This window comes from Parachlamydia acanthamoebae (genome assembly GCF_000875975.1).
GTDB classification, from domain to species: Bacteria; Chlamydiota; Chlamydiia; order Chlamydiales; family Parachlamydiaceae; genus Parachlamydia; species Parachlamydia acanthamoebae.
Map to the genome: position 1 here is coordinate 281,546 of NZ_BAWW01000008.1, position 13,987 is coordinate 295,532.

At 39.0% G+C, this 13,987-nt stretch carries 7 protein-coding genes and 1 tRNA gene; 6 read left to right on the top strand and 2 right to left on the bottom strand.

The annotated features are described in order from the left end of the window. Positions 1-207: 207 nt before the first annotated feature. From AOM43_RS05265 to AOM43_RS05275, 3 genes are read left to right on the top strand one after another with little or no spacing between them, the layout of a single operon-like run. Positions 208-2,238 (top strand): peptidoglycan D,D-transpeptidase FtsI family protein, encoded by a 2,031-nt coding sequence (locus AOM43_RS05265; protein WP_013925287.1) that lies wholly within the window; start codon positions 208-210, stop codon positions 2,236-2,238. A 39-nt stretch (positions 2,239-2,277) separates the two neighbouring features. Further along, entirely contained in the window at positions 2,278-3,759 is a 1,482-nt protein-coding gene (locus AOM43_RS05270; protein ID WP_059359322.1) for a UDP-N-acetylmuramoyl-L-alanyl-D-glutamate--2,6-diaminopimelate ligase, read from the top strand. A 15-nt stretch (positions 3,760-3,774) separates the two neighbouring features. Then, positions 3,775-4,500: an N-acetylmuramoyl-L-alanine amidase family protein gene (locus AOM43_RS05275; RefSeq protein WP_013925289.1), complete on the top strand. Its 726-nt coding sequence runs from the start codon at positions 3,775-3,777 to the stop codon at positions 4,498-4,500. Position 4,501: 1 nt separating this feature from the next. Here AOM43_RS05275 and AOM43_RS05280 read toward each other — a convergent pair. Beyond that, positions 4,502-4,575, bottom strand: a tRNA-Arg gene (locus AOM43_RS05280). A gap of 234 nt (positions 4,576-4,809) precedes the next feature. Here AOM43_RS05280 and AOM43_RS05285 point away from each other — a divergent pair. The 3 genes from AOM43_RS05285 (at position 4,810) to AOM43_RS05295 (ending at position 11,704) form a co-directional block, all read left to right on the top strand. Then, positions 4,810-7,434, top strand: coding sequence for a tetratricopeptide repeat protein (locus tag AOM43_RS05285; RefSeq protein WP_059359325.1), 2,625 nt, complete (start codon positions 4,810-4,812; stop codon positions 7,432-7,434). 154 nt (positions 7,435-7,588) lie between these two features. Continuing rightward, complete coding sequence (gene gnd, locus AOM43_RS05290; RefSeq protein ID WP_013925290.1) at positions 7,589-9,040, top strand: decarboxylating NADP(+)-dependent phosphogluconate dehydrogenase; 1,452 nt, start codon at positions 7,589-7,591, stop codon at positions 9,038-9,040. A gap of 66 nt (positions 9,041-9,106) precedes the next feature. Then, positions 9,107-11,704, top strand: coding sequence for an ATP-dependent Clp protease ATP-binding subunit (locus tag AOM43_RS05295; RefSeq protein WP_013925291.1), 2,598 nt, complete (start codon positions 9,107-9,109; stop codon positions 11,702-11,704). A 20-nt stretch (positions 11,705-11,724) separates the two neighbouring features. On the opposite strand, the gene AOM43_RS05300 is transcribed toward AOM43_RS05295, so the two are convergent. Continuing rightward, on the bottom strand, positions 11,725-13,917 hold the full coding sequence (locus tag AOM43_RS05300) for a hypothetical protein (RefSeq protein WP_059359327.1): 2,193 nt from the start codon (positions 13,915-13,917) through the stop codon (positions 11,725-11,727). Between the last annotated feature and the right edge of the window lie 70 nt (positions 13,918-13,987).

Sequence of the window (13,987 nt, forward strand, 5' to 3'; positions counted from 1 at the left end):
AATAAAGAAAAGCTTTTTTAAATTAAAATTTAAAAATTAAAACATCTCTTTACAATAAAAACAGGTAAAAAATAATCATCAGTAAATTTCAAGAAGTAAATAACGTAAATAGATGAGTTCAAGGTATGCCATAAATATGCAGTTCGATTAGAATGCAATCAACAACAACCTCTCAGGAATTTATTTCAGCCAAAATTTGATTTAAAAATGAAAAATCAGACAACCCAAAAAATTTCTTTAACAGATCGCAAACGTTTAATCATTTTAGCGCTCTTTATTTTTAGCCTCTTCGCCTTATTGATTGTCCAATTCTACAACATTCAAATCATTCAAGGTGAAAAGTGGACACAAGAAGCTAAAAAGCAACACTTTTTTACGATCGATGAGCCTTTTCTTAGAGGAAGTTTTATTTCGAACACTTCGATAGCCCGCGGGCATGCTGAACCTGCTCAAAAATTTGTTGTCGACATTCAAAAATTTCATCTCCATATCGATCCTTTATCGATTCCTGAAGCACATCGGGATCCCATTGCACACTATTTACTGGAAAATTTAACTCTGCCTTCTTCAGAAAGAAATGCTTTACGAAGTCAATTCGACATAAAAAGCCGTAATCGCAAATTGGCGATGTGGTTAAACGCTGAAGATCAGGATTTGCTCTCGAAATGGTGGCTGAGTTATGCAAAGCAACATAAAATTGCGCGCAATGCTCTTTTTTTTATCTCCGATTACCAAAGATCTTATCCTTTTGGAAAGCTACTAGGGCAAGTTTTACATACAATCCAAAATCAAAAAGATGATGCGACCAAACAGGCGTTACCGACTGGCGGACTTGAACTTAAATTCAATGCTTTTTTGCAAGGGAAACAAGGAAAAAGACTTCTCATGCGTTCTCCTCGACATTCTTTTGAAACAGGGGAAGTGATCACTCCACCAGAGAATGGAGCGGATGTTTACTTGACAATCAACCATTGTCTTCAAGCCATAGCAGAAGAAGAGCTTTCTAAAGGGGTAAAAAAATGTAAAGGCAAAGCTGGTTGGGCTGTTATTATGGAACCTCGTACAGGAGAAATTTTAGCTTTAGCTCAATACCCTTTTTTTTATCCTCCTGACTACCAAAAATACTTCAACGATCCTAATTTAACTGAACACACGAAAATAAAAGCTCTCACAGATGCAAATGAACCTGGATCTGTCATGAAACCTTTTACGCTTGCCACAGCTTTAATGGCAAATGATCGGATGCGTGATATGCGTTTAGCCCCCATCTTTGATCCAGAAGAAATGATTCCCACAGCAAATGGACGCTTTCCAGGAAGATCTAAAGATTTAAAAGATTTAAGCTTTCACAATTATCTCAACATGTATATGGCCTTGCAAAAATCGACAAACATTTACATGGCGAGAATTGTCGAACGTGTGATCAATCGTCTAGGAAATGAGTGGTACCGAAATGTTTTGTCAGAAACTTTCAAGTTTGGACAAAAAACAAATCTTGAACTTCCTTCAGAAAGTCCGGGACTACTTCCTCGAATTGGTAAAAAGCATCCAAATGGCGCTTTAGAATGGTCTACACCAACCCCCTTTTCTTTAGCCATAGGACATAATATTCAGCTAAATAGTATTCAGATTGCACGAGCTTATGCTATGCTTGCAAACGGGGGTTACCTAGTAGAACCCACATTGATCAGGAAAATTGTCAAAAAAAATCCTGATGGGACAGAAACACTCGTTCTTGACCATACAACTCCTTCAAGAACACAAAAATTCCCTAAAATGCTTTCAAAACCGATTGTAGATGAAGTGGTAAAAGCGATGAAATACGTGACAAAGCCCGGTGGATCAGGTCAAAAAGGGGATATTTGGGGCTACACCGAAGTTGGCAAGACAAGCACAGCCGAAAAAGTTGTCAATGGAGTATATTCAAAAACTCAAAACGTTGCTACATTTGTTGGCTTTACTCCTATAGATAATCCCGCTTTTGTGTTACTTGTCACAATCGAAGAACCCGAATGCTGTTATATTCCTGGCATTGGTAAAAATTCACGTGGAGGTGTCGCAACAGCTCCTGTTTTTAGGGAAATCGCGATGAAATCCTTAGAGTATTTGGGAATTAAACCCGACGATCCTTATGGGTACCCCGTGGGAGATCCAAGGCGTGATAGTGAAAAAGCTCACTGGATGCAAGAAACTCGGAAGTTGCAAGAAATGTATGAAAAGTGGAATAACAAGGCATAAAAATTAAGTCTCAATACCAAAAGTGTGTGCAAATTTCCTATGAAGTTAAAAAAAGTCCTCAAAGACATTCCTGTTGTGCAAGTTAAAGGCTCAAAAGAAATTGAAATATCTGGCATATGTGCAAATTCTCAATTAATTGCTCCAGGAAATTTATTTATCGCAAAAAAGGGATTAAAATTTGATGGCACTTCATATATTCCAGAAGCCATTAACCATGGAGCAACCGCAATTGTAACGGATATTTACGATCCATCCTTTAAAGAAATCACGCAGATTATCTGCAAAAATGTTGCGGAGGTAGAAGGGCGTTTTTCTGCTAATTTCTACCAAATGCCTTCCCAAGAACTTTTTACTGTCGGTATCACAGGAACTAATGGAAAAACAACCACATCTTTTTTAGTGAAGTATTTGCTCGAACAGCTCAACCTCCCCTGCGGCCTCATTGGCACCATCGAATACATTCTTGGTAGGTATCGTTACAAAGCCTCTCACACAACGCCTGATGTACATTCCAATCATCACATGCTCCGAGAAATGGTTCATCAAGGCTGCCAAGCTGCCGTCATGGAAGTGACTTCTCACGCACTTGACCAAAAAAGAGTGGAACACATCGATTATGATATCGCCATTTACACAAACTTGACGCAGGATCATTTAGATTACCATCAAAATATGGAATGCTATGCGGCCGCAAAACGAAAACTCTTTTTGCAGCTCGATCAAGTCCCATCTAAGAAAAGCAAACAAATTATTGCAAATCTTGATTGCCCTTGGTTTGAAACCATTTTAAAAGGGATTAAAACCCCTATTTTTACATTTGGAATTGACAGCCCTGCTGATTTACGTGCCTGCCCCACATCTTTTGGACCGACTGGAACACATATTGATCTACATTATCAGGGACGCAGCTATTCCACTTTTTTTCCTCTCATCGGACGATTTAATATTTACAATTGCTTAGCTGCTATTGCGGTAGGGCTTACACGCAAAATTACACTAGAAAAATTGATCTCTCTAACTCAACAATTTCCGCCCCCTCCTGGTCGATTGGAGCCTATTCAAAATGACCTAGATTTAAATCTTTTTGTTGATTTTGCACATACTGAAGATGCTTTATACAAAGCCCTGGAATGCTTATCTGAACTCAAAAAAGGGAAAATCATCACTGTTTTTGGATGTGGTGGAGATCGTGATAAAACAAAAAGGCCTAAAATGGCTCAGGCAAGTGCATCTTTTTCTGACCTAACTATCGTAACTTCGGATAATCCTCGTTCAGAAGATCCTCTAAAAATCATTCAGGAAATTACTGAGGGGTTCTCCCTTCAAGACAACTATATCGTTCAACCAGATCGCCTTTCTGCTATCGCCTTTGCGATCGAAAAAGCAAATCCGGGTGACATCATTTTGGTTGCAGGAAAGGGACATGAAACAACACAAATTTTTGCTCATCATACAATCGAATTTGACGATCGGAAAATTGCTCAAGAAATCTGTGCCAAAATGTCTCTTAACACTTATTAACCCATGGCAAAGTACATGAAAGCTTTCTTCTCCAGAATCCCTTATGTCTTTTTCGGCTTACTCTTTGTCTTTCAACTGACGTCTTGCAGCCATCGAACTCCCCGTATTGAAGAACAGCCTGTGATCATTGAAGAACCCTCCTTAATTGCTTATTCTCCCATTATCAAACGACAACATGCAAAAAAACTCATTATCATTGATGCAGGCCATGGAGGAGACGATGCAGGGGCTGAATCGACAAATTATACCGAAAAGCATCTAAATCTCACGACAGCAAGGCTTGTACGTACCTACTTGAAGCAATTGGGCTACTCCACTGCCATGACACGTAATGCAGATTTCTTTGTTCCTCTCGATAAGCGTGCTTCATTTGCAAATTCCAAAAATCCAGATCTTTTTGTTAGCTTGCATTACAATTCAGCTCCAAGTAAAAAGGCAGAAGGGATTGAGATCTATTATTATCAATCAGATAAAGATACACAAAGAACGGCTCAATCAAAAGTCTTAGCAAGCACAGTCTTGGATCAAGTCATTCAAAACACATCAGCAAAGTCACGAGGTGTAAGAACTGGAAATTTTGCCGTCATTCGAGAAACCAATATGCCTGCCATTCTCGTAGAAGGGGGTTTTCTAACGAATGAAAAAGAAATTAAAAATATTAAAGATCCAATTTATTTGAAAAAGCTCGCATGGGGTGTTGCTCAAGGAATTGACCAATTTCTAAGCAAGAAAGCGGGATGATTGTCCTCGGCGCGATTCGAACGCGCGACCTGTTGCTTAGGAGGCAACCGCTCTATCCTACTGAGCTACGAGAACATTGAAAGAACTCAAGATTAATCTAAAATCCGCTTTCTCTCAAGCCTTTTCCTTCCATACGCTTGTCTTCTTTTTAGTGTGATGCAATCACAGGCTTGTCGATCCTACCACCTCAGCCTCAACACCTGTTTTTTATTCCTGAATTTGTGAACTTCCACAAACAATATTTCAATTTACAGATGGACCATATTGATTTATAAATCATCTATCAAAACAATCCCATGAGGCCATCCAATGCAATTGAATACTTTAATAAGCGAAGGAAATCATGAATTACAACGTGAACATTACCTGGCTGCCATTGCAAAATATCAATCAGCCCTTGAAATCGACGCTAGCTCAACAGAAGCTTGGATTCGTAAAGGAATGGCTCATAAAATTTTAAAAGAGTATGGTAAAGCCTTAATCGCATTCAGCAAAGCAAGTCTTTTGGATACACAATATCGGAATCTCAGAATCCATCATGAAAGCTTGATGATAAAAGCTCTTAAAACGGAAGAAAAATTTCCACAAACTCTTGATCAATTATTACGTCCCATTGTTTGTACCAGAAGCTACCAAGAAGAACTTCAAAGCTTTGAAACAGTCAATGTCAGAGGGCTAGATTTTACTTTACAGATTCAAAGAATTCTTGACCTGATCGAATTTCTCCAATTTTATTTTGTTAAAAATCCTCTTCACTATCCTTTTATGCGCCCAGAGCTATTCGCCCAATTAAATCAAGAGCTAAGATTATGTGAAATAGGAATTCCATTTCTTAAAGCTTATCCTGATGGTCTACAAAAAGATGATGATTGGCTTGAAAAATTTGATATCAAGCTTCTTCAGATTCTTGAAGATGTGCAATGCGATATTTTTTTTGAAGACACAAAAAAAATTTTAAGAATGCTTTTTGAAACAATGTATCATTTTCCTCGTGAAAAACGTGGAGAATTTGTTAAACACTTACCCTGGGATAAAAATAGCTGGTATTTGTTCGACTTTTGCGGAGCCATCTTTTGTAGTGATGCCGCTATAGAAAATCTGGCTAAGCTTAAAGGCACTCGCTTCATTCCTTTTCAGTTTCATGACGCTGAAAAAAATGAACAACAAGCCTTCTTTTTACGCTCCGTCATGGATCAAAATCTAATTGTTAAAATTGCGTGCTTTGACCTTCTCGAAGATTTGAAAACGATTCAAATCTTTTTCGATGCTTTATTACAAAGATTAACGACTAAGCATCCCCTTGATGACTTAAAAATGGGTCCGATTCCACATTTCGAGGCACTCCTAAGATATAGCAAACAATTATTCAATACCCAAAGACTTCTTTGCATTCTTCCTCTTGCAACAAACAACTTTCCTATGCGAGATCCATCCTTTGAGGCCATGGGTTGTAGCTCTTCTGAAAGTCCCTTATTAATCATTCATGAAATGATAGACAAAGAGGCTAACTCAAATGAAGAGAAGAAAAAAATCCATGGACTGATTAACCAGATCTTTGCAACTGTAGCTAACATGCAGGAGGATAAAATGGATCGGGAGGCGTCATCTGCAGAACGCTTGTTATATCATTGCTCCCCTGCCCATTTCAATCCGACTACATTAAAAGGGCGTTTAGCTTTTTTAAGAAAGTTACAACTCGTGGGAGAAACATTCTCACCTCTTAGCTGGAACTCTAAAGATTTAAGAAAAGTCGATTATATTGATACTGAAAATTTATATAAAATCAGAACAAACCTTATTCACCTTGAACTTAATCCTTCCAATTTTCAGTTAATCATCGAATTAGAATCAGATAAAGAAAGAATTACAAAAATGTTTGAAGATTTGCAAACTCTTCGAGAGAATGTTTCCGAGGCAACAGTAAAAAGGCAGCAAGGCTTTCCTGCTTGGCCCGCAAAGTCAAAAGAGAAACAAGGCTTTCATGCATGGGGACCATTTGCCCGAGAATATTGGCAAGTAATCAAATCTACCCTTTCAGGTCCATCGAGTGATTTTAATTTCATCCCTAGCCAGGATTTACTCTCTACACAAGAAACGAATGCTTTCCTCGATGTGATCATTGATGAACGCCAAAACAAACTTTCTCAGGTATTAAGAGGAGAAATTGCGTGGATTGAAGTTGAAATTACTGATCTATTTAAGCCCGATTTAGATAAAGCAAGTCGTCGAAAAGCAAACTCCCTCTACGAAAAAGCCCACAAACAATATCGACAACTCAAACATGCCTATATCAGAAATCAAAGAGCCTTGCGCACACAAAAAAAGGAGCAACGCAAGCAGCAACTGAATCAAATCATGCTACAAACTTATCCAAGCCTGAACGCATTTATTCAAACTCTTTTTTCCAATCAAAATCATGACGTTTCCTCTCAAAATCTTTTTGCAATACTAAAAGATCGATTATATCGCTTTCATACCTTATTGAAAGAACAAGGGCTAGAAAGTCGCGATCCACAATCTTTACAAGATGAATTACATACTTTTCTGACTCAAGATATGAATTTTCTCTTAAGTAGCAGTTACTTACTTGGACAAATTCTCTTATTGTTGAATCAGGGATTAATTCGAGCGCATCTGGCTAGACCCGATATGAAATTAGATTTAGAGGAGCGGTTGCCTACCTATGTGACTTTACGCAATCATTTAGAACACACTGATCCTATTTTCGAAAGTATAGATCTTCCCTATTACGAAATGATGAGCGATGCACCTAAGCTCATGGCTATTGTGATGACAGAATTAGTCTATAAATATGGGACAGCCATCTTAAATTATCGCATAGAAGATCTAAGCTCTAGTGAACTGGAAATGATTGAAAATGAAGTAAAAGAACCAGTTACTCAAATGGAAGCCCTCAACAGCAATGCATTTTAACAAGCATGTTTAGAACATGGCTCCTTTACACAGGATTATTCTTCCCTGTATTTTTTGCCTTTTTACTCTATTGCAGATAATCCTCTTTTGTTATGATCCAAAATATTGAAATTAAACTCACCAAACTCCCCAAAAGTATTTAAGGAAGGGTAATATGTCAGAAGCAGATATAGGACTGATTGGTCTTGCGGTAATGGGTCAAAATCTTGCTCTAAATATGAACGACCATGGTTTTAAAGTGGCTGTCTTTAACCGAACTGTTTCAAAAGTGGATGAATTTCTCGAAGGCCCTGCAAAGGGGACTCAAATTTATGGAGCTCACTCACTAGAAGACTTTTTTGCCCATTTAAAAAGACCTCGCAAGATCATGCTAATGGTTAAGGCAGGGGATGCTGTGGATCATTTTATTGATTTGTGCCTCCCTCACATGGAAAAAGGCGATATTATTATCGACGGAGGAAATAGTCTTTTTACTGACAGCACACGCCGCACAAAAGCGTTAAAAGAAAAAGGGATTATTTTTATTGGAGCTGGGATCTCCGGAGGAGAAGAAGGGGCAAGACATGGACCTTCCATTATGCCCGGAGGAAATCCAGATGGATGGCCTCACCTTAAAAATATTTTCCAATCGATTAGTGCTAAAGTAGACAACAATGAACCTTGTTGCGATTGGGTAGGAGAAGATGGAGCCGGACACTATGTCAAAATGGTCCATAATGGTATTGAATATGGAGATATGCAACTAATCTGTGAAGCCTACACCCTTCTAAAAAATGTGCTAGGACTCAATGCTGATCAGCTTCACGAAGTTTTCAGCGAATGGAATAAACAAGAACTCGATAGCTATCTCATCGAAATCACAAGCCAAATCTTCACCTATAAAGATAAAGATGGATCCCCTTTAGTTGAAAAGATCTTAGACGTCGCTGGTCAGAAGGGAACAGGAAAATGGACTGTCATCAATGCTCTCGACTTAGGAATGCCTCTGACTCTCATCAGTGAGGCGGTTTTTGCTCGCTGTCTCTCTGCAATCAAGGAAGAAAGAGTAGAAGCTAGCAAGGTGTTAAAGGGTCCTAATACGACCTATAAAGGCGATCACAAAGAATTTATTCAAAATATCCGTCACGCCCTCTATGCATCTAAAATTATTAGCTACGCACAAGGTTTTATGTTGATGCACCAGGCCGCACAAGACTACAAATGGAATTTGAATTATGGTGGAATCGCACTTATGTGGAGAGGTGGATGCATCATTCGAAGCCTTTTCTTAGGTAAAATTAAAGAGGCTTATACTAAAACGCCACAACTCAAAAACCTTTTGCTGGATCCCTTTTTCTATACAGCGATCGAACAAGCCCAAACTGGTTGGCGCAAAGCTGTCGCGACTGCTGCAGAACTTGGAATCCCAGTTCCTTGCTTCAGCACAGCGCTATCTTTCTATGATGGGTATAGGACTGCTCGTCTACCGGCTAATCTTCTTCAAGCCCAAAGAGATTTCTTTGGTGCGCATACTTACGAAAGAATCGATCAGCCCCGTGGTCAATTTTTTCATACAGATTGGACAGGCTCAGGAGGAAAAGTCAGCGCAGGAAGTTATAACGCCTAAAGGTTACCTTTAGGCCTCTTTTGAAAAAGTGAATTTTGAAACAGATTTATCGAACGGAGGAAACCTATGAATCAAAACTTCACAGAATCTGTCACCCAAGCGCTTCAACTGGCATTTTCCGATGCGCAGCAGAGGCACGACATTGAAGTTACAGAAAATAACCTCTTGATGGCCTTTTTATCAGATCCTGAAGGTTATTTTAACTCCATTTTATCCCATTTAAATGCTAATCTCGACTCCTTGACAAGCGAGTTACGGCGCCATTTAAATAGCCAGCCCACATATAGTGGAGATAATATCCAGCCTCCAAGAACCTCTCAAAGTCTTCAAAGCCGCATTTTAGATGCACAAAACATTGCTCAACAATGGAATGATACCTACACAAGTAGTGACCACTTTCTGATCTCCTACTGGAAAAATGGAGGAGAACCTTTTCTAAGCTGGAAAAAACAAACAGGAATTTCTTTAAAGCAACTAGAAGATCAGATCAAGCTTATCAGAGGAGATCGACATATGGATTCACCTACGGCTGAAGCAAGTTTACAAACACTTGAAAAATACTGCAAAAATCTAACCGCTCTTGCCAAAGAGGGAAAATTAGATCCTGTTATTGGTCGCGATGAAGAAATTCGTCGAACCATGCAAGTTTTAAGTCGTCGCACAAAAAACAACCCCATGCTTATTGGAGAACCAGGTGTCGGTAAAACGGCTATCGCAGAAGGCCTAGCGCAGAGAATCATCCAAGGGGATGTACCCGATTCATTAAAAAATAAGCAGCTGCTGGCTCTCGATATGGGAACATTAATTGCCGGAACAAAATATCGTGGAGAATTTGAAGAAAGACTGAAAGGTATCCTTCAAGATGTAGAAAAAAATGAAGGAAAGATCATCCTTTTTATTGATGAAGTACACACTTTAATTGGTGCAGGCGCTACCGAAGGTGCTATGGACGCTGCAAATCTACTTAAACCGGCCTTAGCACGCGGCTCTTTGCATTGCATTGGCGCCACTACGCTTAACGAATATCAAAAACACATTGAAAAAGATGCCGCGCTGGAACGACGCTTTCAACCCGTGATGATCAATGAGCCTAGCCTGGAAGATTCGATTGCTATTTTGAGAGGGCTACGTGAAAAGTATGAGATCTTTCATGGTGTCAGAATCACGGAATCCGCCATTCACGCCGCTGTTTTTTTATCCTATCGTTACATCACCGATCGTCGATTGCCTGATAAAGCCATCGACTTAATTGATGAAGCAGCCAGCATGATCCGAATGCAACTCGGAAGCCGCCCCCTTCCCATTGATACAAAAGAGCGAGAACTCGCTGGTCTGATTGTCAAACAAGAAGCGATTCGACGCGAAGACACCCCACTTGCTCAGGCTGAGGCACAAAAAATGGATGCTAGAATTGCTCAAATTAAAGAAGAGCTCTCTCATCTGAGACAACAATGGGAAGAAGAAAAAAAACTCATTGAATCAATCAAAGAGAAAAAAAATAAATATGAGCAGCTGCGCTTTGAAGAAGAAGAATACGAACGGAAAGCAGACTACAATAAAGTGGCAGAATTACGCTACAACAAAATTCCCCAGCTTCAAAAAGAGATTCAAGAAGTTGAACACAAATTAAATGAAAGACCTAACCGCTTGCTTCAGGAAGAAGTGGATGAAAATTTGATTGCACAAGTTGTATCCAAATGGACTGGCATCCCCGTCAACAAAATGTTGGAAGGTGAAGCCGCAAAACTTCTCCATCTTGAAAAAGAACTTGAAAAACGAGTTGTCGGACAAGATATCGCGGTAAAAGCCATTAGTGAGGCTATTAGGCGTTCACGATCAGGTTTAAGTGATCCGGGAAGGCCGATGGGAGCCTTCCTCTTTTTAGGACCAACCGGCGTTGGAAAAACAGAATTAGCAAAAGCTTTAGCAGAGCAACTATTTAATCAAGATGAGGCTCTTATTCGTTTAGATATGTCAGAGTACATGGAAAAACATAGCGTTTCTAAGCTTATTGGTTCACCTCCTGGATATGTTGGATACGAAGAAGGAGGGCAATTAACCGAAGCCTTGCGCCGACGTCCTTATGCGGTTGTTCTTTTAGATGAAATTGAAAAAGCTCATCACGATGTCTTTAACATTCTTTTGCAGATTTTTGATGATGGCCGCATTACAGATAGTAAAGGACGGGTCGTCAACTGTAAAAATGCACTCTTTATTATGACATCCAATCTTGGTTCAGGCCAGCTTTTAGAGAAAATGGAACAGGCAAGCTCCGCGATTAATAAAGAGATGATTCTAGCCATCTTGGACCCCGTGATTAAAGCACACTTCCGCCCAGAATTTATTAACCGACTAGATGACATTTTGCCTTTCCTACCACTACGAAAAGAGGATATGCAAAAAATTGTCCTCATCCAATTGCAGCGCCTCTCCAAACGATTGGCTGAAAAACAGGTTTCACTCAAGTGGACTCCTGAGGTAGTTTCTCAATTAGCCGAAATGGGCTACGATCCTTATTATGGTGCTCGCCCATTAAAACGATTGATTCAACAAGAAATTGTCAACATGCTATCAATGGCTATATTAGAAGGGAAAATTCCGGGGGAATCTCAGCTTCTTTTAACCTGGAAAGATGATAAATTTGGATTTGAATTGAAGAAATAAAAAAGGGCCGAAAGGCCCTTTTAAACGTTCTGTTTTAAAAGATTGTCGATCACCTCGTAGAGACCTTCAACTTCCTGAACTGTTTCTCGATGCATTTTTGCATAGTTTTTTTGCGTTTCAATTAGCTGCTTTTCAAGAGCTTTTTCAATGTCTGAATACCCAAAGGTTTCTCTTTCTTGCATATCGATTTGATGTTGCATAAATTTTTCCTCTAGGTGGAACAATTGCTTCCTTGTTTCATCTAGCACTGCAGACTTATCCGCAAATTGGCATTTAAGTTGCTCATACAACCCTTTCATCCTTCTAAAAGAACGATCTGCTTCTAGCATTTCTTGAGGAATCGCTAATGACTCTTGATCCGCTCTTACAGCAGCCTGACCCAATTGCTCGGTTAATGTTTTCTTTTCTTCCGTCAAAAGCACAATGGTTTTCTCAGCGAGCACCAATTGTTCCCTAATCTGCTTTAGCGCATTCTCATTCTCGGCAGCTTGTTTCTTAAGCGATTCCAAATGAGCTTCTTGTGCTCTACTCTGGGCGCCTAGATCAAGCAATGATTGGTTTTCACTCTTTAAATGTGCAATTTCTTGATCCGTCATACGTAATTTAGATTGCAATTCTTCAACAACAGTCGACTTCTCAAGCACTTGCTTTTGCAATGCACCAAAATCAATTCCTTGAAGACTTTTAAGCTCACTCATCAAGATTTGATTCTCTTCTTGAAGAAGGGCCATCTTTTGATCGGTCTGAGTTAATTGGCCCTGTAGTTGTTCAACAATTGCCGTTTTTTCAAGAGCCAGTTTTTTTAGTGCCTCAACATGCATTTCTTGTTCACTTTTCAAAACATTCAATTCAGCAAGAGCCTGATTCTCACCTTCCAAATGTGTGACTTGCTGTGAAATTTCCTCTATTTTATTTTGCAATTGCTCTATAAAAGTTGATTTTTCAATCGCTTGTTTTTTTAACGTTTCAAAGCCAATGTCTTGTGAATTTTTTAATTCAGCAAGGGATACATTTTCTGCTTTCAGCTGATTAATCTCTTCGTCAGCCTGGAATAGACGTTTTTGCAATTGATTAAATGCAACTTCTTTGTCACCAAGTTGGCTTTTTAAATTTTCAAAATCAGCTTCATAATTGGCTTTTAATGCATGCAGCTCATCAAACGCTTTTTTCTGCAACTCAAGCTTTTGCTCAAATTGAAGATTATTATGAGTCAATGCTGAAATATTTCCTTGGTATCCTAATTCTTTAGCTTGATTATCTTCAAACTCCGCCTGCAACCTGGATAAGCTCATTTCAAGCAGACTTTTTTCCCTCTTGAGCGTCGCAAGACTTTCTCTTAATTGATAAGAAGAGTCTTGGTATTCGTTCTCTTTTTCCTCCAAAAGGGCTTTTTGCTTAATCAACTCTAATTGGATCCGATCTTTTTCAGCTTCAATACTGATTAAGTCTTGATTCGCCTTTTTTAACTCTTGGTGTAGTTGCGCAAGTGAAGCATCCCTACTGTGGATGGTATCTGTTAAGTTTTCCATTTCTTCAGGAGATATTTTACTTAAAGAACGTGCTGTCAGTTGTTCGATCTGCTTAAGGTACGCTTGAATTCTTTCATTTAGCAATCCCACTTCATGCCGTTTTTGGAAAATCTCATTCAACAAACCTTCATGCTGAGATTGGGTTGCAGAAAACTCATTACGTACCACTTCAATCAGTTTTTCCTGCCGTTGGATTTGGCTATCTTTTTCTTTAATCTGTGATTGATACCCTTGGACTTGTCCTTTGAAAGCTTCAAATTCTTCATGCAACTTTTCTTCTGAAATCTTAAATTTTTCATCCAGGTGTAACAGATTTGTTAAACGGCTGCTTGACTCCACTTGTAAAGAATGGACTAATTCTTCCACTTCCTCAAAAGAAAGTGCTGTAACAGCAAATGCTAAGGCGATAGCCATTCCCATTCCAAACTGCCAGAATCTTTCCTCTATGGGAATATAGCTATAAGAAATAGCAAAAAATAAGCAAAGAGTTCCTACAGCTATAGCGAAGCCTCTTATTTTCCATTTCCAGCATATGGGAAAACCAATCAAAATTAAAACAGGTAAATAAAATGAACTCGCGGAACCTTTTGCTAATAATACAGCAAAGGTTAAAAGAGTCACAAATGGTCCAACAAGGGCCCAAAATTGGATTTGACGATTAACTTTTTTTTCTGTGATATCCACACACTTCTCCTTGAAGTATTCAGGACTGATTAATTAATGAAAATACAGTATAGAACAAATCATTCACATC

Excerpts from the sequence above, each read along its gene's own strand:
- AOM43_RS05265 (WP_013925287.1), top strand. The coding sequence starts at position 208 with ATGAAAAATCAGACAACCCAAAAAATTTCTTTAACAGATCGCAAACGT.
- AOM43_RS05270 (WP_059359322.1), top strand. The coding sequence starts at position 2,278 with ATGAAGTTAAAAAAAGTCCTCAAAGACATTCCTGTTGTGCAAGTTAAA.
- gnd (WP_013925290.1), top strand. The coding sequence starts at position 7,589 with ATGTCAGAAGCAGATATAGGACTGATTGGTCTTGCGGTAATGGGTCAA.
- AOM43_RS05275 (WP_013925289.1), top strand. The coding sequence starts at position 3,775 with ATGAAAGCTTTCTTCTCCAGAATCCCTTATGTCTTTTTCGGCTTACTC.
- AOM43_RS05295 (WP_013925291.1), top strand. The coding sequence starts at position 9,107 with ATGAATCAAAACTTCACAGAATCTGTCACCCAAGCGCTTCAACTGGCA.
- AOM43_RS05285 (WP_059359325.1), top strand. The coding sequence starts at position 4,810 with ATGCAATTGAATACTTTAATAAGCGAAGGAAATCATGAATTACAACGT.